At 71.1% G+C, this 22,481-nt stretch carries 1 protein-coding gene and 1 pseudogene; both read right to left on the minus strand.

Annotated features, from left to right (window positions below):
• Nucleotides 1-154 precede the first annotated feature (154 nt).
• A pseudogene (locus AC07FN_RS30870) lies at nt 155-4,312 on the minus strand (beta-ketoacyl synthase N-terminal-like domain-containing protein); the annotation flags it as partial.
• 25 nt (nt 4,313-4,337) lie between these two features.
• Complete coding sequence (locus AC07FN_RS30875; RefSeq protein WP_478398774.1) at nt 4,338-22,481, minus strand: type I polyketide synthase; 18,144 nt, start codon at nt 22,479-22,481, stop codon at nt 4,338-4,340.

Below are 22,481 nucleotides of genomic sequence, written 5' to 3' on the forward strand. Positions count from 1 at the left end.
CGGGCAGCCAGGAGTCGGCGATCGCCGCCAGCCGTCTACTGTCCACTTCGGACATGGCTTGCCCGGACAGCGCGGATTCCAGGCCGTCGAGCGCCGCCGAGATCGAGGGTGCCGGGACGAGGTCGGCGTGCACCCGCTCGACCAGCGCTTCCGCCGTGGGATGGTCGAACAGGACGGTGACCGGCAGCTGGAGGCCGGTGAACGAGTTCAGCCGGTTGCGGAACTCCACCGCGGTGATCGAGTCGAAGCCGAGTTCCTTGAACGGCTGACCGGGCGCGATCCGCTGCGGCTCCGAGTGCCGAAGCACGACGGCGGCCAGGGATTGCACGGCCTCCAAGAGGATCTTCCGCTTCTCGCCGCCCGGCGCGGCGGCGAGCCGTGCGGCGAGGTCGCTCGCCCGGCCTTCCGCACCGCCGACCGGCTCCGCGGACTGCTCGCGCCGGAACAGCACGATCGAGGTCTCGTCGTGATCGAGGGCCTGCTTCAGAGCGCCCGAAACGGGAGCCGCGCCGGGACTCCAGGTCATCGAGACCGCCGTTAGCCCGTGCTCCCGTCGCCGCCGGGCGACCGAGTCCAACACCTCGCCGACGGCGCTGCCGGTGATCGAGAGGAGCACGAAGGCATCGAGATCGTGGCCGCGAGTCAGCTCGTCCAGGTTCAGCGCACCGCGAGGTTCGGCGAGCGGCGACCCCGCGATGTGCAGGACCGTCCGCAGCGGATAGTGCTGCGGGATCGAGGCCAGCACTTCATCGAGCCCGGCGCGATCGGTCGGGGCGCAGCGGGCGACGGTCACCTTGGCGCCCCGCTCGGCCAGCGCGGCTTCGAGCTCGATCGGGTCGGGCTGCTCGGGGTCGACGAGCAGCACCAGGTGCTCCGCTCCGCGCCGGGCCAGCCATTCCGCGAGGTGCAGACCGCTCTCGGACGTGCAGTCGGTGACAAGAGCGGTATCTCGCGGGCACCAGTCGCGAACGGGCCGGGCGCTGTCGACCGGCGCGTGGACCAGCCGCCGGGCGAGGAGTCCGGCCTCGCGAAGGGCGAACTCGCCGCCGGGCTGCGACAGGCAGCCGGCCAGATCGGCGGGCGAGAGCTCGTCCGGACCTGCGGGGAGGTCCAACAGGCCGATGCCCGGGCGCTCGCCGACGGCCTCCCGCGTCAGCCCGAGCAGGAGCGCCCGGTCGAGATCGGCCGCAGGTTCGGACGGGCCCGTCGAGGCAGCCCCGCTCGTCAGGAACCACAACGGCGTGCGGAAACCGGCCTGCACCAGAGCATCGGCAGCGACCACGTGGCGTGCGGGCTGCGGTCGCTCGGTCAGGGCGAGCAGGGACACGACACCGTCGAAAGGCCCCCGCGTGGCAAGCACTTCCGGAAGATTCCGCTCGGCGGCTCCATCGATCGCCAGGTGCCGCACGGTCGCGCCGCCAGCGGTCAACGCGTCGGACACGACCTCCTGCCATCGGTGCGCGACATCGGGCGGCGAAACGACCAGCCAGGTCCCACCGGGTCGCCGGGGCGGCGTGGGAACGGGATGCCAAGCGACAAGATGCCGAACCTCGTTCAGGCCGTCGTGCTGCGGCCCGTCGAGCCAGTAGCGCTCACGCTGGAAGGGATATGCCGGGAGCTCGACGTGGTTGCGGGCGGGCAGGACGGCCTGCCAGGTGATCGGCGCGCCGTGGACCCACAGGTGTGCGGCGTTGGTGAGGAGAGTGCCGGTGCTGGGGTGGTCGCGGTGCAGCGTGCTGGCGGTGACCACGTCCGGCAAGGCGGTGATGTGGTGGGTGAGCGTGGGGTGTGGGCTGGGTTCGAGGTAGACGTGGTGTCCGGTGGTGTGGAGTCGGGTGGTGGTGTCGTGGAAGTTCACGGTGGTGGCGAGGTTGGTGTACCAGTAGTCGGCGTCGAGTCCGGTGGTGTCGAGTGCTTTGCCGGTGACGGTGGAGTGGAACGGGATTTTGGCGGTCTTCGGGGTGAGTCCGGCGAGTTGTTCCAGTAGCGGTTGCCGGAGGGTTTCGACGTGGTGGCTGTGGGAGGCGTAGTCCACGGGCAAGATCCGCGAGCGCACTCCTTGGTCGGTCAGAGTGTTGTGCAGTGCGCGGATGGCGTCGGTGTCGCCGGAGAGCACGGTGGCGGTGGGGCTGTTGATCGCGGCGATCGAAACGCGTTCCGGGTCGAGATGAGGTCGGAGATCTTCGACGGAGAGCGGGACCGACAGCATGCTGCCGTGTCCGGCGAGGTGGGTGCGGATCAGCTGCGATCGCAAGGCGACGACGCGTGCGGCCTGGTCGAGGTCGAGTGCGCCCGCGATGTGCGCGGCGGCGATTTCTCCTTGGGAGTGGCCGACGACGGCGGCGGGTTGAACTCCCAGTGCCTGCCAGACCCGGGTCAGGGACACCATGACGGCGAACAGCGCCGGTTGGATGATGTCGACGCGGTCCAGCGGGGATCCCTTGCGCAGCAGATCGGTGACCGACCAGCTCTGGTACGCCGATAGCGCCTGATCGCATTCGGCCATGGCTGCGGCGAAAACGGGGTTGGCGTCGAGAAGTTGGCGGCCCATGCCGGGCCATTGGCCGCCCTGCCCGGGGAAGACCATGACGATGCGATCGGTGTCGTGGGCCGGTGGCTGTGTGCGCCGGATGATGCCCGGTGCCTCGGTGCCGCCGGCGAGATCGCGCAGATGTTGCAGCAGGCCGTGCCGATCCTTGCCGAGGAGGACGGCGCGGTGCGCGAAGCCGCTGCGCTTGCTCAGCGCCGCTCCGACATCTACAGGCGCCCAGTCCTCGCTCGTGGACAAATGCTCGTGCAGCCGCGCCGCGAATGCCTCAAGCGCCTCCGGCGTCTTCCCGGAGATCACCCACGGCACCGGATCGTCTCCAGCAACAGAAACACGATCCACAACCACCGCACGTGGTCTGTCCCGTGTGGACTCGTTATCGCGAGTCGGCAGTTCGAGGACGAGGTGCGAGTTGGTACCCGAGACACCGAAGGACGACACGGCGGCCCGGCGCGGCCGGTCGTTTTCCGGCCACGGCCGGGATTCGGTGAGCAGCGCGAGCGCACCGCTGCTCCAGTCGACGTGCGGCGACAGTGCCTCGACGTGCAGCGATGCGGGCAGCTCGCCGTGCCGGAGGGCCTGGACCATCTTGATGACGCCGCCGACCCCGGCCGCGGCCTGGGTGTGGCCGACGTTGGACTTCAGCGACCCCAACCACAACGGGCGTTCGGCGGTGCGGTGCTTCCCATAAGTCGCCAGCAGCGCTTGGGCCTCGATCGGATCCCCCAGCGAAGTGCCGGTGCCGTGGGCTTCGACGGCATCGACATCGGCGGGCCCCAAACCCGCGGCCGCCAGCGCCTTCAAGATCACCCGCTGCTGCGAAGACCCGTTGGGCGCGGTCAACCCGTTGCTCGCACCGTCCTGGTTGACCGCGCTGCCCCGGATCACCGCCAGCACGGGATGGCCGTTGCGCTCGGCGTCCGAGAGCCGTTCCAGCACCACGACTCCGACGCCCTCGGCCCAGCTGGTGCCGTCCGCCGCCGCGGCGAACGGCTTGCACCGGCCATCCGGGGACAGGGCGCGCTGCCTGCTGAACTCCACGAACATGGTGGGCGTGGCCATGAGGGTGGCCCCACCGGCCAACGCGAGCGTCGACTCCCCGGCCCGCAGCGACTGGCAGGCGAGGTGGATCGCCACCAACGACGACGAACACGCGGTGTCCACGGTGACCGCCGGGCCTTCCAGCCCGAGCGTGTAGGACACGCGGCCGGACGCCACGCTGCCCGCGCTGCCGTGGCCCACGTACCCCTCGAACTCGGCCGGGATGAGCGGCGCCAGCCGCGACCCGTAGTCCTGGTACATGACGCCGGTGAACACTCCGGTCGGGCTGCCGTCCAGCGACAGGGGATCGATGCCCGCGTGTTCGAGCGCCTCCCAGGAGGTTTCCAGCAGCAACCGCTGCTGCGGGTCGATGGCCGGGGCTTCGCGCGGGCTGATGCCGAAGAACGCGGCGTCGAATTCCGCTGCGTCGTGCAGGAATCCGCCCTCCCGGACATAGCTCGTCCCGCGGTGCTCCGGGTCCGGGTGGTACAGCGCGTCGAGGTTCCAGCCCCGGTCGGCGGGGAAGCCTGAGATCGCGTCCCGGCCGGCCGCCACGAGCTCCCACAACTGCGCGGGCGAGGCGACACCGCCCGGGAACCGGCACCCCATCCCGACGATGGCGATCGGCTCGGGGAGCGCGCTCAACCGCTGCCGCGCCTGCCGCAGCTCGGCGGTGACGCGCTTGAGGTAGCTGCGGAGCTTCTCCTCGTTCGACATCGCGATGTCCTCCTCCTTCGGGGCGCTCGGGTCAGGACTGTTCGAGGTCGCGGTCGATGAGTTCGAAGATCTCCTCGTCGGACGCCGAGTCGATCGAGTCGTCGGCGGTGCCGCGTTCGCCGTGGTGCGTCCCGAGCAGCGCGGTCAGCCTCGCCACGACCTCGTTCCGCGAATCGGCGTGCAAGGGGATCGTCGCCAGGACGTCTTCGAGATGGCTGAGCGCGGACAGCACGGACGTGGCGTCGCCATCCCCGTCGATCAGCTCGGCGCGCAGGTGCGCGGCCATCTTGTGCGGCGTCGGGTGCTCGAAGACGAGGGTGGTGGGCAGCCGCAGGTCGGTCGCGGTGGCGAGCCGGTTGCGCAGCTCCACCGAGGTGAGCGAGTCGAAACCGAGCTCCAGGAACGGGCGATCGGCGGGGATGTCGTCGAAGCCGGTGTGCCCGAGAACGGCGGCGGCGTGCATCCGGACGACTTCCAGCACGGTGCGGTGCTGGTGCTGCTCGGGCATCCCCTGCAGCAGGGCGGTGAGCGGCTCGGTGTTCCGCGGCTGCGCCTCCCTGCGCTGCTCGGGGATTCGGCCGGCGAGCGACGCGGGGATCTGCTGGCGCCGGAGCGCCCTCGGGTCGAGCTTGATGGGCAGCAGCATCGACTCGGAACTGCCGAGTGCCTCCTCGAACAGGCGGATCCCGTCCTCCGGCTCGAACGGCAAGGCGCCGCTGTTCGCCATGCGTTGCTGGTCGGCATGCGTGAGGTGCTGCGTCATGCCGTCGCCGGTGTTCCAGGGGCCCCACGCGAGCGAGTGCGCGGGAAGCCCTTGGACGCGGCGGTATCGGACGAAGACGTCGAGGAAGGTGTTGGCGGCGGCGTAGTTGGCCTGGCCGGGGTTGCCGAGGAATCCGGCGGCGGAGGAGTAGAGGGCGAAGAACGCGAGATCGTGCTGCTGCGTGGCGTGATGCAGGTTCCAGGCGGAGTCCACTTTGGATTGCAAGACCAAGGTGAGCTGATCGGCGGTGAGCGCGTGCACTGGTGCGTCGCGGAGGACGCCTGCGGTGTGGACGACGCCGGTCAGCGGCCGCTCGGCGGGGATGCCGTCGACCAGCTCGGTGAGTTGGCGGGCATCGGTGACATCGCAGGCCGCGATGGTGACGGCGGCTCCGAGCGCGGTCAGCTCGCCGCGGAGGCTCTCGGCGTTGGACGCGGCCGGGCCTTGGCGGCCGGCGAGCAGGAGGTGGCAGCCGGGGTAGCGGGTGGCCAGGTGCCGGGCCACGACGCTGCCGAGGGAGCCGGTGCCGCCGGTGATGAGGATGGTGCCGCGCGGATCGGGTGCGGTGGGGATGGTGAGCGCGAGTTTGCCGGTGTGGCGGGCGTTGCTGAGGTGCCGGAAGGCTTCCGGGGCTCGGCGGATGTCCCACGTGGTCAGCGGCAGCGGAGTCAGGCGGCGTTGATCGAACAGAGCGGTGAGATCGGCGAGCATGGTCTGCAGGTGGGCCGGGTCGACTTCGGTGAGGTCGAAGGTGTGGTAGTGCAGCCCGGGGTGTTCGGCGGGATCTCGGGGGTCGGTCTTGCCGAGCTCGATGAAGTATCCGCCGGGTGTGAGTAGTTCCAGCGAGGCGTCGAGGAGTTCTCCGGTGAGTGAGTTGAGGACGACGTCGACTGAGGGGAATTGCGTGGCGAAGTCCGGTGTGCGGGAGGAGGCGATGTGATCTGCGGGGATGCCGAGTTCTCGTAGGGTTGCCCATTTGGTGGGGTGGGCGGTGGCGTAGATGTCGGCGCCGTAGTGCTGGAGCAGTTGGATGGCGGCCATGCCGACACCGCCTGCTGCGGCGTGCACGAGGACCTTCTGTCCTGGTTGGACTCCCACCAGGTGGTGGAGGGCGTGGTAGGTGGTGAGGAAGACCGCAGGAGCGGTGGCGGCCTGGGCGAAGCTCCACCCGTCGGGCACCGGCGCCAGGAGCCGGTGGTCGGTGATCGCGAGCGGGCCCATCGCGCCGGGCAGGACGCCCCACACCCGGTCGCCGACCGACAAGTCACCGACATCCCCGGCGACGTCGGTGATCACCCCGGCGCCCTCGATGCCCAGCGGCGGAGTGCCGGGGTACATGCCGAGGGTGTTGAGGACGTCGCGGAAGTTCACGCCGACGGCCCGAACGGCGACCCGGACCTGACCGGCCGCGAGCGGCTCCTCGGCTTCCTCGAATGCCGCGAGGTGGAGGTTGTCGATGCTGCCGCGCTCGGTGACGTCCAGCCGCCAAGCACCGCTGTCGGGCGGCGTCAGCTCCTGCCGGGAATCGGCGCGGCTCAAGTGGGGTGCGAACATCGCACCTCCCCGCAGCGCGAGCTGCCACGAGCCCGAGGCGATGGCCCTCCGCAGCAGATCCGGCACGTCCTGCTGGGAAAGATCGTCGGTGTCGACGAGCAGGATGCGATCCGGGTGCTCGTTCTGGGCCACCCGCAGCAGGCCCCACAACGGCCCCGTGACCAGGTCCGGCGTCTCACCCGGGTGCACCGCCACGGCGCCTCGGGTCACCGCCACCAGGTGGGTCGCCGACTGCTCCGGATCCGACAGCCACTCCTGCACCCGCCCCAGGACCTCCTGCGCCAGGCTCGCCACCCGGGACGGAACGGACCCGCTGCCCGCAGGCGACCGGTAGTCGAGCACCAGCGCCCCGGGGGCCGCGTCGCCGGGTTCGGCGGAGTGCGGCACCCAGTCGACGTGGAACAGCTCGCCGCTGCGCCCGCCGGTCGACCGCCGAAGGGTCAACGACCCGATGGTCGCCACCGGACGCCCGGTGTGGTCGGCCACGGCGAGCGCCATGGTGTCCTCGCCGGTGTGGCGCAGCCGGACGCGAAGCCGCGAGGAACCGGCGAGGCGGAGGCGGACATTCGCCCAGGAGAAGACCAGTCGGGTTCGGCCGTCGCCCCGGTCGTCGCCGATGACGGCGGCGTGCTGCGCGGCGTCGAGTAGCGCGGGATGGACCGTCCAGCCCTGCGCGCTGTTCTCGTCGGGCAATGCGACCTCGGCGTAGATGTCGTCGCCGAGCCGCCACGCGGAGTGCAGGCCGCGGAACGCCGGGCCGTAATCGAAGCCCTGCCCGGCGAGCACGTCGTACAGATCGCCGACGTCGACGGCGACCGCACCCTCCGGAGGCCAGACCGTCAGGTCCGGGGCGTCCTCGCCCTCGGCGCTGCTGGCGGTGGCGGTCGCGTGGCGGGTCCACGACTCGCCCTCGCCGCGTGAATGGATCGACAGGCTCCGCCGGCCGTCGTCGTCAACGGCCGTGGCGGTCACGTGGAGCGCGATGTGGCCGTGCTCCCGGAGTTCGAGGGGTGTGAGGACGGTGAGGTCGTCCAGCTGATGCCCGAGCTCGGTGGCGACGTGGAGCGCCATGTCGAGGAACGCGGTGCCGGGCAGCAGGACGGCGCCCTGGACGACGTGGTCGGCGAGCCAGGGGTGGTCGTCGAGCGAGACGCGCCCGGTGAAGATCACCTCGCCGGTGTCGGGGACATCGGTGCGCGCGGACAGCAGCGGGTGCCCGCTGCTCTCCAGCCCGAGCATCTCGGGCCTTCCGGCGGAAGCCGTCGGGCTGAGCCAGTACCGCTGGCGCTGGAAGGCGTAGGTGGGCAGGTCGAAGGTCCGGGCCGGGCGCAGGAGAGTGGCCCAGCGCGGGCTGAGTCCGGTGGTGTGCGCGCAGGTCAGGGCCGCGAGGTACGCGGTGGTGTCGTCCGTGCCGGGTTTGAGGGTGGCGTGGCTGGGCGCGTCCTGGGTGGTCCGGGCGAGGGTGGAGAGCGTGGTGTCCGGCCCGAGCTCGATGTGGTGCGTGACGGTGTGGTTCTGGTGCAGCCAGGTGAGCGCGGGGTGGAACCGGACGGCCCGCCGGATCTGCCGGGCCCAGTAGGCCGGTGTCGCGATGTCGTCGGTGGTCGTCCCGGTGACGGTGGAGATGATCGGGATCGTCGGCGGGTGGAAGGTCAGCGCCTGGGCTGTCTGTTCGAGCGCGTCGATCAGCGGCTCGCAGTGGGGCGAGTGGAAGGCGCGGCTGGTGTGCAATTCCCGGGTGGTGCGGCCTTGATCCCGCCAGTGATCGGTGATGGCCCGCACCGGTCTGGGGTCGCCGGAGATCACGGTGGACTGCGGGGTGTTGATCGCGGCGATGGACACGCCGCTGTCCGGGGCGAGGAGTTCCGGGTGGGCAGCGGCGAGCTCGTCTTCGCCGGCCTGGATGCTCGCCATGACCCCGGTGCTGGGCAGGCTGCGCATCAGCTGAGCCCGCGCGGCCAGCAGGCGCGCTGCGTCAGGCAACGTGAGTACGCCTGCGAGGTGGGCGGCGGTGAGTTCGCCGATGGAGTGGCCGATGAGGTAGTCGGGCCGGATCCCGTGGTGTTCGAGTAGTCGGAACAGGGCGATCTGCAGTGCGAACAGCGCTGGCTGTGCGATCAGTGTGTCTTCGACTTCGTCGGGGGTGCCGTGGAAGACGATGTCGGTGAGTGGCCGGTCCAGTCCGAGTAGCGGGTCGAGGTGTGCGCATGCTTCGTCCCAGGCTTCGGCGAACACGGGGAACGCCTCGTGTAGGCCGTGTCCCATGCCGGGGCGTTGGCTGCCTTGCCCGGACAGCAGCATCGCCACGTGGTTGCGGCGGGTCGTCGCCAAACCGCGGATGATCCCGTCCGTGTCCCGGCCACGGGCCAGATCATCCAGCCCTGTCAGCAATTCCTCGCGGTCGGCGCCCAGGATCGCGGCGCGGTGTTCGAAGGCTGCCCGGGTGGTGGCCAGTGACCAGGCGACCTCGGCGGGCGTCCAGTCGTCCCGTTCGTGGAGCTGGGCGTGCAGCCGCTGTGCTTGCGCTGCCAGGGCGTCCGGTGTCTTCGCGGAGATCATCCACGGGACCTGAACCGAGTCCGTGATGTCCCTTGTGGACTCGTTCGGTGGTGCCTGTTCGAGGATGAGGTGCGCGTTGGTGCCGGAAACGCCGAAGGACGAGACCGCGGCCCGGCGCGGCCGGTCGCCTTCCGGCCAAGACCGGGACTCCGTGAGCAGCGCGAGCGCGCCGCTGCTCCAGTCGACGTGGTTTGAGGGTTCGTCGGCGTGGAGCGTGGCGGGCAGCTGGTCGTGCCGGAGGGCCTGGATCATCTTGATGACGCCTGCGACTCCGGCGGCGGCTTGGGTGTGGCCGATGTTGGACTTCAACGACCCCAGCAGCAGGGGCTTCTCGGCGGTGTGGTGCTGTCCGTAGGTGGCCAGTAGTGCTTGGGCTTCGATGGGGTCGCCCAGCGATGTCCCGGTGCCGTGGGCTTCGACGGCGTCGATGTCGGCGGGTGCGAGCCCGGCGTTGGCGAGCGCCTGCCGGATGACGCGTTCCTGCGATGGTCCGTTGGGCGCGGTCAGTCCGTTGCTGGCGCCGTCCTGGTTGATCGCACTGCCGCGGATCACGGCGAGAACGCGGTGACCGTTGCGCTGCGCGTCCGAGAGCCGCTCCAGCATCACGACCCCGACGCCTTCCGACCAGGTGGTGCCGTCGGCGTCGGCGGAAAACGCCTTGCAGCGGCCATCCCGCGCCAGGCCCCGTTGCCGGCTGAACTCAAGGAAGATGCCCGGAGCCGCCATGATCGTCACCCCGCCGGCCAGCGCCAGTCTCGCCTCGCCGGAGCGCAGCGACTGGCAGGCGAGGTGCATCGCCACCAGCGACGACGAGCAGGCGGTGTCCACTGTGACCGCTGGGCCTTCCAGCCCGAGGGTGTAGGCGACCCGCCCCGACATGACGCTCGGCGTCGTGCCCGTGAGCGCGTGCCCGGAGGAATCCGGCGCCACCTGGTGCAGCGGCGGACCGTAGTCCTGCGCGGTCGCACCAACGAAAGTGCCAGTGGCGGTGCCGCGGAGCGTTGCTGGATCGATTCCGGCGTTCTCGATCGCTTCCCACGTGGTTTCGAGGAGCAGGCGCTGCTGGGGATCCATGGCGAGCGCCTCGCGCGGGCTGATGCCGAAGAACGCCGGATCGAACTCCGCCGCGTCCAGCAGGAATCCGCCCTGCCGGCAGTACGTCGTCCCCGGGTTGTCGGGATCGGGGTGGAAGAGGCGCTGGAGGTCCCAGCCGCGGTTCGCCGGGAAGTCCGAGATCGCGTCCGTGGCGGAGGCGACCAGGTCCCAGAGCTGGTCCGGCGATGCGACACCGCCCGGCAGCCGGCACGCCATGCCGACGACCGCGATCGGCTCGCGCTCGTCGACCGGCGCGGAGTCCGGTGTGGACCGGGCGCTCGGCTCGCCCAGCAGCAGTTCCAGCAGGTGGTCCGCGAGCTGGGTGGGCGTGGGGTGGTCGTAGACGAGGGTGGCGGGGAGGGAGAGCCGGGTGGTGGCGGCGAGTTGGTTGCGGAGCTGGATCGCCGTGACGGAGTCGTAGCCGATCTGCTGGAACGTGTGGTGGGTGGGGATCGAGTCGGGATCGGCGTAGTCGAGGACGGCGGCGGCGTGCCGGATGACGTGGTCGACGAGGTGGGTGTGCCGTTGGTGCGCGGGAATCCGGGCGAGCTCCTGGCGGAGCTTGGCGGTCGATGTCGTATCGCCCTTGGGGCGGCGGGTGCCCTCGCTCTCCGCCATGCGGGTGGTGGTCGGTGCGAGCCAGAACCGTTCGCGCTGGAAGGGATAGGTGGGGAGGGCGATGCGCTCGCTGGCGGGCAGGACGGCCTGCCATGCGATGGGTGTGCCGTTGGCCCAGAGGTGCGCGGCGTTGGCGAGGAGCGTGTCCCGGCCGGGGTGGTCGCGGTGCAGCGTGGTCGCGCTGGTCGCGTCGGCGGCGATGGTGTTGATGTGGTGCGTCAGCGTGGGGTGCGGGCTGGGTTCGAGGTAGGTGTGGTGCCCGGAGGCGTTCAGCCGCGTGATGGTGCGGTGGAATTCGACGGTGGTGGCGAGGTTGGTGTACCAGTACTCGGCGTCGAGTCCGGTGGTGTCGTGCGCCTCGCCGGTGACGGTGGAGTGGAACGGGATTTCGGCGGCTTTCGGGGTGAGTCCGGCGAGTTGTTCCAGCAGTGGCTGTCGGAGGGTTTCGACGTGGTGGCTGTGGGAGGCGTAGTCCACCGGTAGCACGCGGGATCGCACACCTCGGTCGGTGAGCGTGGCGTGGAGGCTGTGGATGGCGTCGGTGTCGCCGGAGAGCACCGTGGCGGTGGGGCTGTTGATCGCGGCGATCGAGACCCGCTGGTCGAGATGGGGCTGGAGGTCGTCGACGGACAGCGCGGTGGAGAGCATGCTGCCGTGTCCGGCGAGGTGGGTGCGGATGAGTTGGGATCGCAGGGCGACGACGCGTGCGGCTTGGTCGAGGTCGAGCGCGCCGGCGATGTGCGCGGCGGCGATTTCTCCTTGGGAGTGGCCGACGACGGCGGCGGGCCGGACCCCAAGGGATTGCCAGACCCGGGTCAGGGAGACCATGACGGCGAACAGCGCGGGTTGGATGACATCGACCCGGTCCAAGGCGTCGCCGTTGCGGAGCAGGTCGGTCACCGACCAGTCCTGATATCTCGACAACGCTTGGTCGCATTCGGTCATGGCGGCGGCGAACACCGGGCTGGTGTCGAGCAGTTCGCGGCCCATGCCGGGCCATTGGCCGCCCTGTCCGGGGAAGACCAGCACCACGCGGTCCGGGTCCGGCGTCATGGGGCCGGTGCGCTGCATGATCCGGGGGGAGACCTCGCCGCGGGCACAGGCGTGCAGCTCGTTCAGCAGCTCGTCCTTGTCGCGCCCGAGGATCACTGCTCGGTGTTCGAGCGCGGCACGGGTGGTGGCCAGCGACCACGCCACGTTCGAAGGTGTCCAACCGGAGTCCCGCGCCAAGTGGTCGTGCAGCCGTGCTGCTTGCGCCGCGAGGGCCTCGGGCGTCCTGGCGGAGACCACCCACGGAACCCGATCACCAGTACCGACGACGATCTCCGCAGGACGATTGTCCTGTGTGGACTCTTCTGGTGGTGCCTGTTCGAGGATGAGATGTGCGTTGGTGCCGGAGACGCCGAAGGAGGAGACGGCGGCGCGGCGCGGATGGTCGGCTTCGGGCCAGGGCTGGGGTTCGGTGAGCAGCGCGAGAGTGCCGCTGCTCCAGTCGATGTGGGTCGATGGTTGGTCGGCGTGGAGTGTGGCGGGCAGCTGGTTGTGGTGGAGGGCCTGGATCATCTTGATGACGCCTGCGACTCCGGCGGCGGCTTGGGTGTGGCCGATGTTGGATTTCAGCGACCCGAGCCACACCGGTCGTTCGGCGGTGTGGTGCTGGCCGTAGGTGGCCAGCAGTGCTTGGGCTTCGATGGGGTCGCCCAGCGATGTCCCCGTGCCGTGTGCTTCGACGGCGTCGATGTCGGCGGGGGTGAGTCCGGAGTTGGCCAGTGCTTGCAGGATGACGCGTTCCTGCGACGGTCCGTTGGGTGCGGTGAGTCCGTTGCTCGCGCCGTCCTGGTTCACCGCGCTACCCCGGATCACGGCGAGAACGCGGTGACCGTTGCGCTGCGCATCGGAGAGGCGTTCCAGCGCTACGACCCCGGCGCCTTCGGCCCAGCTCGTGCCGTCGGCGTCGGCGGAGAACGCCTTGCAGCGGCCGTCCTGGGCGAGCCCGCGCTGGCGGCTGAACTCGATGAACATGCCGGGCGTGGCCATCACGGTCACCCCGCCGGCCAGCGCCAGGCCCGACTCGCCCGACCGCAGCGACTGGCAGGCCAGGTGCATCGCCACCAGCGACGACGAGCACGCGGTGTCCACGGTCACCGCCGGGCCTTCCAAGCCCAGCAGATACGCCACGCGCCCCGAGATCGCGCTGGAGGTCGTGCCGGTCAGGACGTGCCCTTCCACGTCCTTCGCCGCGTTGTGCAGTCGTGCCCCGTAGTCCTGCGGGATCGCTCCGACGAAAACGCCCGTCGGGCTGCCGCGCAGTTCGTCGGGGTCGATTCCCGCGTTTTCCAGGACTTCCCAAGTGGTTTCCAGCAGGAGCCGCTGCTGGGGGTCCATGGCGAGCGCTTCGCGCGGGCTGATGCCGAAGAACGCCGGGTCGAACTGGTCGGCGTCGTGCAGGAACCCGCCATGGCGCGCGTACGACTTCCCCGACGCGTCGGGGTCGGGGTCGAAGAGGTCGTCCAGGTTCCAGCCGCGGTTGGTGGGGAAGCCGGAGATGACGTCGGCACCGGACGCGACCAGCTGCCACAGCTCGTCCGGCGAATGCACGCTGCCGGGAAGCCGGCAGGCCATGCCGACGATGGCGATCGGCTCGTCGTCGGCGCGCCGCGTCGTCCTCGGACCGGACCGGGCCTTCGGGCGATCGGCCAGCAGGAGGGTGCACAGCCGGTCGGACAGCGCCCAGGGCGTGGGGTGGTCGAAGATCAGCCCGGGCGGCAGGGAAAGCCCGGTGGCGGCGGCGAGCCGGTTCCGCAGCTCCACCGAGGTCAACGAGTCGAATCCCAGGCTCTTGAAGCTCGACCGCGAGTCGATGCTCGCCGGATCGGAGTGACCCAGAACCGCAGCGGCGTGGGCTTGGACGAGCTCCAGCACCACGCGGTGGCGCTGCGCCTCGGGAACGGCTGCCAAACGACCGGCCAACGACGACGGTGCCGCTGCCCGCCGCGTTCGGGTTCGGCCGGGAGTCAGGTCGCTCAGCAACGCGACCGGCCGGCTCTTGTTGTCGAGGCGGAGCGGCACCAGGTACGGGTCCGGGCTGCCGCCGGCTTGGTCGAACAGGCGGAGGGCCTCGCCCGGATCGAGGAAGTGCATCCCGATATCCGCCATGCGCTCCCGCTCGCCGCGGGTGAGGTGCTGCGTCATGCCGCGGTCGGTGCTCCACGGGCCCCAGGCGAGCGAATGCGCGGGAAGCCCTTGGGCGTGGCGGTGTTGGGCGAGGGCGTCGAGGAAGGTGTTGGCGGCGGCGTAGTTGGCCTGGCCGGGGTTGCCGAGCAGTGCGGCGGCGGAGGAGTACAGGGCGAAGAACGCGAGATCGTGCTGCTGCGTGGCGTGGTGCAGGTTCCAGGAAGAGTCCACTTTGGAGTTCAGCACCGCGGCGAGCTGCTCGGCGGTGAGCGCGTGCACCGGGGCGTCGTGGAGGGCGCCGGCGGCGTGGACGACCCCGGTGAGCGGCCGGTCGGCCGGGATGGTGTCGAGAAGTCGTTGCACGGCAACGGAATCGGTGAAGTCGCAGGCCGTGATGCTGACGTCCACCCCGAGGGCTCGCAGCTCGTCGCGGAGCTGTGCCGCCCCCGGTGCGGCTGGGCCTTGGCGGCTGGCCAGGAGGAGGTGCGCGGGGTGTTGTGCGGCGAGGTGTCGGGCGAGGACGCTGCCGAGGGAGCCGGTGCCGCCGGTGATGAGGATGGTGCCGTGGGGTTTGGATGGGGTGGGGATGGTGAGTGCGAGTTTGCCGGTGTGGCGGGCATTGCTGAGGTGCCGAAAGGCGTCTGGAGCTTGCCGGATGTCCCACGCGGTCACCGGCAACGGAGCCAGGGCACCGCTGGCGAACAGGCGGGCGAGGTCGCCGAGCATGGCCTGGAGGTGGTCGGGGTCGGCCTCGGTGAGGTCGAAGGCGTGGTAGTGCAGCCCGGGGTGTTCGGCGGGGTCGCGGGGGTCGGTCTTGCCGAGTTCGACGAAGTGTCCACTTGGTTTGAGCAGTTCCAGTGAGGCGTCGAGGAGTTCGCCTGTGAGGGAGTTCAGGACGACGTCGACTGAGGGGAACTGTGTGGCGAAGTCCGGTGTACGGGAGGACCCGATGTGATCTGCGGGGATGCCGAGTTCTCGCAGGGTTGCCCATTTGCTGGGGTGGGCGGTGGCGTAGATGTCGGCGCCGTAGTGCTGGAGAAGCTGGATGGCGGCCATGCCGACACCGCCTGCTGCGGCGTGCACGAGCACGCGCTGCCCGGGCTGGACCCGTGCGAGGTGGTGGAGCGCGTGGTACGCGGTGAGGAACACCGCGGGCGTGGCGGCGGCCTGGGCGAACGTCCAGTCCTGCGGTACGCGGGCGAACACCCGGTGATCGCCGACCGCGAGCGGACCCATCGCGCCGGGCAGCATGCCCGCCACCCGGTCGCCGACCGACAGACGATCGACATCGGAGGCGGCCTCGGTGACGACACCGGCGACCTCGATGCCCAGCGGCGGGGTGCCGGGGTACATGCCGAGGGCGTTGAGCACATCGCGGAAGTTCAGCCCGACGGCCCGCACCGCAACCCTGACCTGACCAGCCGAAAGCGGCTCCTCGGGCTCCTCGAATGCCGCGAGATGCAGGTTGTCGATGCTGCCGCGGTGGGTCACGTCCAGCCGCCACGCGCGGCCCTCGGGCGGGGTGAGGACCTCCTGGGTGCGCGTCAGCCGGGGCACGAACACCGAATCGCCGCGCACCGCGATCTGCGACTCACCCTGGCGCAGGGCAGCGCCGACGACTTGCCGCAGCCCGTCGTGATCGGTGTGCGCGTCGGCATCGACGAGCAGGATCCGGTCGGGGTGCTCGTTCTGCGCCACCCGCAGCAGGCCCCACAGCGGGCCGGTGACCAGGTCCGGAACCTCTCCCGGCTGCACCGCCACCGCGCCCCGCGTCACCAGCGCCAGACGCGTCTCCGCCCCGTCCGACAACCAGCTCTGCACCTGGTCCAGCGCTTCCCGGGTGACTCGCGCAACGGACGCCGGGACGTCCTCGGACGGATCGATCGCGCGGAAGTCGGCCAGCACCACATCGGGGCGCGGATCGCCGCTCTCCGCGTGCAGATCCGCGTTCAGCTGCGTCCACTTCAGACGGAGCAGCTCGGCGTCCCGGCCGCCGGTGGCCGCGGCCGGCCGCAGGGTCAGGGCCTCGACCTCGGCCACGGGATCGCCGGTCTCGTCCGCGGCGGCGATGCGGATCGTGCCGGAACCGACCGGCCGGATGCCGACCCGGAGGCGCTGCGCGCCCCGCTGGTGGAGCCGGATTCCGCTCCAGGAGAAGGGAAGGAGCGCGTCGTGGGAGTCGCCGAGCCGCGGCAGCAGGGCCGCCTGGACCGCCGGATCGAGGAGTGCGGGGTGGATCGCCCAGCCGCCTGCGCCGGTCTCTTCGGGCAAGGTGACCTCGGCGTACAGGTCGTCGCCGTCCTCCCACAGGGCTCGGAGCCCCTGGAACGCGGGCCCGTAGTCGAGGCCGTGGTCGCCGAAGATGTCGTACGCATCGGACAGATCCACCGGCGTGGCGTGCTCCGGCGGTGTGGTCTCAGGAAAGTCACCGCGAGGACGTTGCGCGTCGACGCTCAGAACACCCGCAGCGTGCTGGACCCAGTCCTGGGCTTCGTCGTCGGCCGACTCGCGGGAGTGGATGGTGACATCGCGATTTCCGGACTCGCTCTCCGGCGCGATCGCCAGGCGCAGCGCGAGGTGCCCGTGGGCGGGCAGCGCGAGCGGCGTGTGGAGGGTGAGTTCTGCGACGGCGCAGTCGAGTTGCGCGGCCGCGTGCAACGTCATGTCGAGTAGCGCGGTGCCTGGGAGCAGCACGGTGTCCTGGACGACGTGGTCGGCCAGCCAAGGCTGCGTTTCGAGTGAGATCCGCCCGGTGAAGACCGTCTCGCCGGTCTGCGGCATGTCGACGCGTGCGGCGAGCAGCGGGTGCCCGGTGCTCGCCAGCCCCAGCACCTCGGGGCGTCCGGCCGGCCGTTCCACGTTCAGCCAGTACCGCTGGTGCTGGAAGGCGTAGGTGGGGAGGTCGATGGTCCGGCTCGGCGGGAGGAGCGCGGGCCAGCGGACCGGGAGGCCCGTGGCGTGGGCACCGGCGAGGGCGGTGACGTAGGCGGTCGCGTCGTCGGTACCGGCGCGCAAGGCGGGGTGGCCCGGTGTGTCGTGCGTGGTGCGCGCGAGGGTGGTGAGGGTCGCGTCGGGCCCGAGCTCCAGATGATGGGTGACGTTGTGGTGCTCGTGGAGCCAGGCGAGGGCGGGCGCGAAGCGGACCGGCCGACGTACCTGGCGTGCCCAGTAGGCCGGGGTGGTGAGCTCGTCGGTGACGGTCCCGGTGACGGTCCCGGTGACGGTGGAGATGATCGGGATCTTCGGCGGGTGGAAGGTCAGCTCGCGGGCGATGCGTTCGAGCTCGTCGAGCAGCGGCTCGCAGTGCGGCGAGTGGAAAGCGCGGCTGGTGTGCAGGTCCCGGACGGTGCGGCCCTGACCGCGCCAGTGCTCGCCGATGGCGTGGACGGCGTCGGGATCACCGGAGACGACGGTCGACTGCGGGGCGTTGACCGCGGCGATCGAGACGCCGCTGCGCGGGTCGAGGAGTTCGGGGTGCGCGTCGAGGAGTTCCTGCTCCGCTGCCTGGATCCCGGCCATGACCCCGTGCGCGGGGAGGGCCTGCATCAACCGGGCCCGCCCCGCGAGCAGGGCGGCGGCGTCGGGCAGGGAGAACACCCCGGCGAGGTGCGCGGCGGTGAGCTCGCCGACGGAATGGCCGATGAGGTGGTCCGGCACGATGCCGTGGTGTTCGAACAGCCGGAACGACGCGACCTGCAGCGCGAACAGCGCAGGCTGAGCGACCAGCGTTTGTTCCACCTCGGCGTCGTCGCCGTGGAACACGATGTCGGTGAGCGGTCGGTCCAGGCCCAGCAGCGGGTCCAGGTGCGCGCATGCTTCGTCCCAGGCGCGGGCGAACACCGGGAACGCCTCGTGCAGCCCACGGCCCATGCCGGGTCGCTGGCTTCCCTGGCCGGACAGCAGCATGGCGAGGCTCGGCTGATCTGCGGCGATGCCTCGCACGATGTCCGAAGCGTCCTCGGAACGGGCGAGGGTTTCCAAACCAGCCAACAATTCCTCGCGGCCGGTGCCGACGATCGCAGCCCGGTGTGCGAAGGCGGTGCGGGTGGCGACCAGCGATCGGCTCACCTCGACAGGCGTCCAGTCGTCCCGGTCGTCGAGGTGGGAGAATAGGCGTTCTGCTTGCGAGGCAAGAGCTTCCGGCGTTTTCGCGGAGATCACCCACGGCACGGCGACTGAATCCGCGGTCGAGATCGGGGTGGCTGTTGTGGACTCCGAGGCAGGTGGCTGTTCGAGGATGAGGTGTGCGTTGGTGCCGGAGATGCCGAACGACGAGACGGCGGCGCGACGCGGCCGTTCGCCCTCGCGCCACGGACGGGGTTGATCGAGCAGTGCGACGGCGCCGCTGCTCCAGTCGACGTGGGGAGACGGCTCGCCGGCGTGCAGCGTGGCGGGCAGGTCTTCGTGGTGGAGCGCCTGCACCATCTTGATGACGCCCGCGACACCGGCAGCCGCTTGGGTGTGGCCGATGTTGGACTTCAGCGATCCCAGCCACACCGGCCGTTCGGGGCTGTGGTGCTTGCCGTAGGTGGCGAGCAGTGCTTGGGCTTCGATCGGATCGCCCAACGCCGTGCCCGTGCCGTGGGCTTCCACGGCGTCGATGTCGGCGGGCGTGAGCCCGGCGTTGGCCAAGGCCCGCAGGATCACCCGCTCCTGGGCAAGTCCGCTCGGCGCGGTCAGGCCGTTGCTGGCGCCGTCCTGGTTGATCGCGCTTCCCCGGATCACCGCCAGGACCCGGTGGCCGTTGCGCACGGCCTCCGACAGGCGCTCCAACACCACCACGCCGACGCCTTCGGCCCAGCTGGTTCCGTCGGCGTCGGCGGAGAACGCCTTGCAGCGGCCGTCCTGGGCGAGCCCGCGCTGGCGGCTGAACTCGATGAACATGCCGGGCGTGGCCATCACGGTCACCCCGCCGGCCAGCGCCAGGCCCGACTCGCCCGACCGCAGCGATTCGCAGGCCAGGTGCATCGCCACCAGCGACGACGAGCACGCGGTGTCCACTGTGACCGCCGGGCCGTGCAAGCCCAGGGAGTAGGCGATCCGCCCGGACAGGATGCTCGGCGTGGTGCCGGTCAGCGCATGCCCCTCGCCGGACTGGTCCAGGCGAGGCCCGTAGTCCTGTGCGGTCGCGCCGACGAACGTCCCGGTCGACGTGCCGCGCAGCGCCGCCGGATCGATCCCGGCGCGCTCCAGCGCCTCCCACGACGTTTCCAGCAGCAGCCGCTGCTGGGGGTCCATCGCCAGCGCTTCGCGCGGGCTGATGCCGAAGAAGGCCGGATCGAAGGCCGCCGCGTCGTGCAGGAATCCGCCCTGCCGGGCGTAGGACTTGCCGGCCGCGTCCGGATCCGGGTCGAAGAGGGCGTTCAGGTCCCAGCCGCGATCGGTGGGGAACCCGGAGATCGCGTCCGCACCGGAGGTGACGAGCCGCCACAGGTCCTCCGGCGACCGCGTGCCACCGGGCAGGCGGCAGGCCATGCCGACGATCGCGATCGGCTCATCGCCGACCGACGTGCTGACCGCGGTCGGCTCCCCACCCCCGGCCCCGGCGAGCTCCGCGCGCAGGTGATCGGCCAGTTCGACGGGCGTCGGGTAGCTGTAGAGCGCCGCGGTCGTCAGCCGGAGCCCGGTGGCGGCGGAGAGGCGGTCGCGCAGCTCCACCGTCCCGAGCGAGTCGAAGCCGAGCTCGCGGAGCGTGCGTCGCGGTTCGACGTCCTCGGGCGAGGAATGCCCCAGGATGACGGCGGCTTGAGAGCGCACGAGCTCCAGCGGGTCCAGCTCGCTCTTGGTCTCGGGCGCCGTGACCGCCTCGTCGTCGGTCGCCTCCTCGTCCAGCCAGTACCGCCGCCGCTGGAAGGCGTAGGTCGGCAGGTCGATCCGCCGGCCTGCGGGCAGCAGAGCCGTCCAGTCGACGGGAACGCCGGTCGCGTGCGCGCGGGCGAGGCAGGTCAGCACGCTCTCGGATGCCGGAAGATCCGGGTGCAGCGCCGGGATGGCCGGGATGTCGCCAGGCACCTCGCGCGCGAGCGTCGTGAGGGTCGTACCCGGGCCGAGTTCCAGGTGGTGGGTCGCTTCGTGGTTGCGGTGGAGCCAGGCCAGCGCCGGGTGGAACCGGACGGGATCGCGCAGCTGGCGCACCCAGTAGCCCGGCGTCGTGATCGCATCGCTGCGATCGCCGGTCAGGGTGGAGATGATCGGGATGCCCGGCCGGTGGTAGGTGAGCCGCGCCGCGGTCGACTCGAACTCGTCGAGGATCGCGTCGCAGTGCGGTGAGTGGAAGGCACGGCTGGTGCGCAGCCGCCGGACGTGACGGCCTGCCTGGCGCCAATGCCCCAGGATCGCGTCCACCGGCTCGGGCTCGCCGGAGATCACCGTGCTGTCCGGCGCGTTGAGCGCCGCGATGGCCACGCCGCTCGCCGGGTCGGCGAGTTCGGGGTGGGACCGGGTGAGTTCGGCTTCGGCCGCCTGCACGGCGGCCATGACGCCGGAGGCGGGCAGCGACTGCATGAGGCGCGCGCGGGCGGCGAGCAGCGTCGCCGCGTCGGGCAAGGTGAGGATGCCGGAGACGTGTGCCGCGCTCAGCTCGCCCACGGAGTGGCCGATGAGGAAGTCGGCGCCGATGCCGTGCGCCTCGAACAGCCGGAACAGCGCGACCTGGAGCGCGAACAGGGCGGGCTGCGCGATGAGCGTCTCGTTCAGGGCGTCCTGGCTGCCCGCGAAGACGACCTCGGTGAGCGGGCGGTCCAGGCCGAGCAGCGGATCGACGTGCTCGCACACCTCGTCCCATGCTTCGGCGAATTCGGGAAAGGCGTGGTGGAGTTCGCGTCCCATGCCGGCTCGTTGGCTGCCCTGCCCGGAGAACAGCATCGCGACGCTGCTGCCGCTCGTCGCCACGCCGCGCACGAGCCCCGGACCTTCGCCGCCCCGCGCGAGTTCTTCCAGTCTGGCGAGCAGCTCTTCTTCGTCGCGGCCGAGGATCGCGGCGCGATGCGCGTGCTGGCTCCGCGTGGTCGCCAGGGACCACGCCACGTCGGACGGAGACCACTCCCGGTGCTCGCGGAGGTGTGCGTGCAGCCGGGCCGCTTGCGCGCACAGCGCTTCCGGGGTCTTCCCCGAGACCAGCCAGGGCACGGTGCCCGTGATGTCGCTGGGCTCGCCGGTCTCCGCGGCGGGTGGCTCCGTCACGACGAGGTGGCAGTTCGTGCCGCCCATGCCGAAGGAGCTCGCGCCCGCCGTCAGCGGCCGGTCCGGCCGGGGCCACGGCCCGAGTTCCCGCTGGACCGCCAGGTTCAGGGAATCCAGCGGAATAACGGGATTCGGCGTCTCGAAGTTGAGGCTCGGCGGCAGCATGCGGTGCCGGATGGCCAGCGCCACCTTGAGCAGGCCGACGATGCCCGCCGCGCCCTCCAGGTGCCCGACATTCGTCTTCGCGGAGCCGACCGGCAGGGGAGAGCCGGGCGGCCGGACGGCGCCCAGCGCCGCACCGAGCGCCGCGGCCTCCACCGGATCGCCCACCTTCGTGCCCGTGCCGTGCAGCTCGACGTACTGCACCTCTGCCGGGTCCACACCGGACGCCGCGTACGCCGAGCGGATGACTTCCCGCTGTGCCAACGAATCGGGCACCGTCAGGCCGTTGCTCGCGCCGTCGTTGTTGACCGCTCCGCCGCGGATCACGCAGTAGATCGGGTCGCCGTCGGCCACCGCCCGCGCCAGCGGCTTGAGGACGACCACGCCGCCGCCTTCGCCGCGCACGTATCCGTTGGCGCGGGCGTCGAAGGTGTAGCAGCGGCCGTCGGGCGACAGGCCGCCGAACTCCTCCACGCACTCGGAGCTCTCCGGCGCGAGGATGAGGTTCACGCCGCCCGCCAGCGCCAGTTCGGTCTCCCCGGACCGCAGGTTCTCGCAGGCGAGGTGCACGGCCACCAGCGACGACGACTGCGCGCTGTCGACGACCATGCTCGGGCCGCGCAGCCCCAGGGCGTACGACACGCGATTCGCGATGATGCCGCGCTGCAAGCCGGTCGAGGTGTGCCGGCCGATCGCCCGCGGCGCGCGGCGGTGCAGCAGGGTCGCGTAGTCGTCGGCCGCGCACCCGAGGAACACGCCGGCCCGGCCGCCCCGGATCCGGTCCGCGACGAGCCCGGCGTCTTCGAGCGCCTCCCAGGCCAGTTCCAGGACCAGCCGCTGCTGGGGATCCATCGCGCGGGCCTCGCGCGGCGAGATGCCGAAGAAGTCGGCGTCGAAGCCGTCGACGCGATCGAGGAACCCGCCCCGGCGGGTGGCCCCGGACGCATCGGGGCCGCAGCGGTCGGCGGGTGCGTCGGCGATCGCGCTGCCGCCGTCCCGCAGCAGCCGCCACAACGCGCGCATGTCCGCTGCCTTCGGGAGCCGACATGCGGAGCCGATGACGGCGAT

The sequence above is a fragment of the Saccharopolyspora sp. NPDC045941 genome, assembly GCF_056431445.1.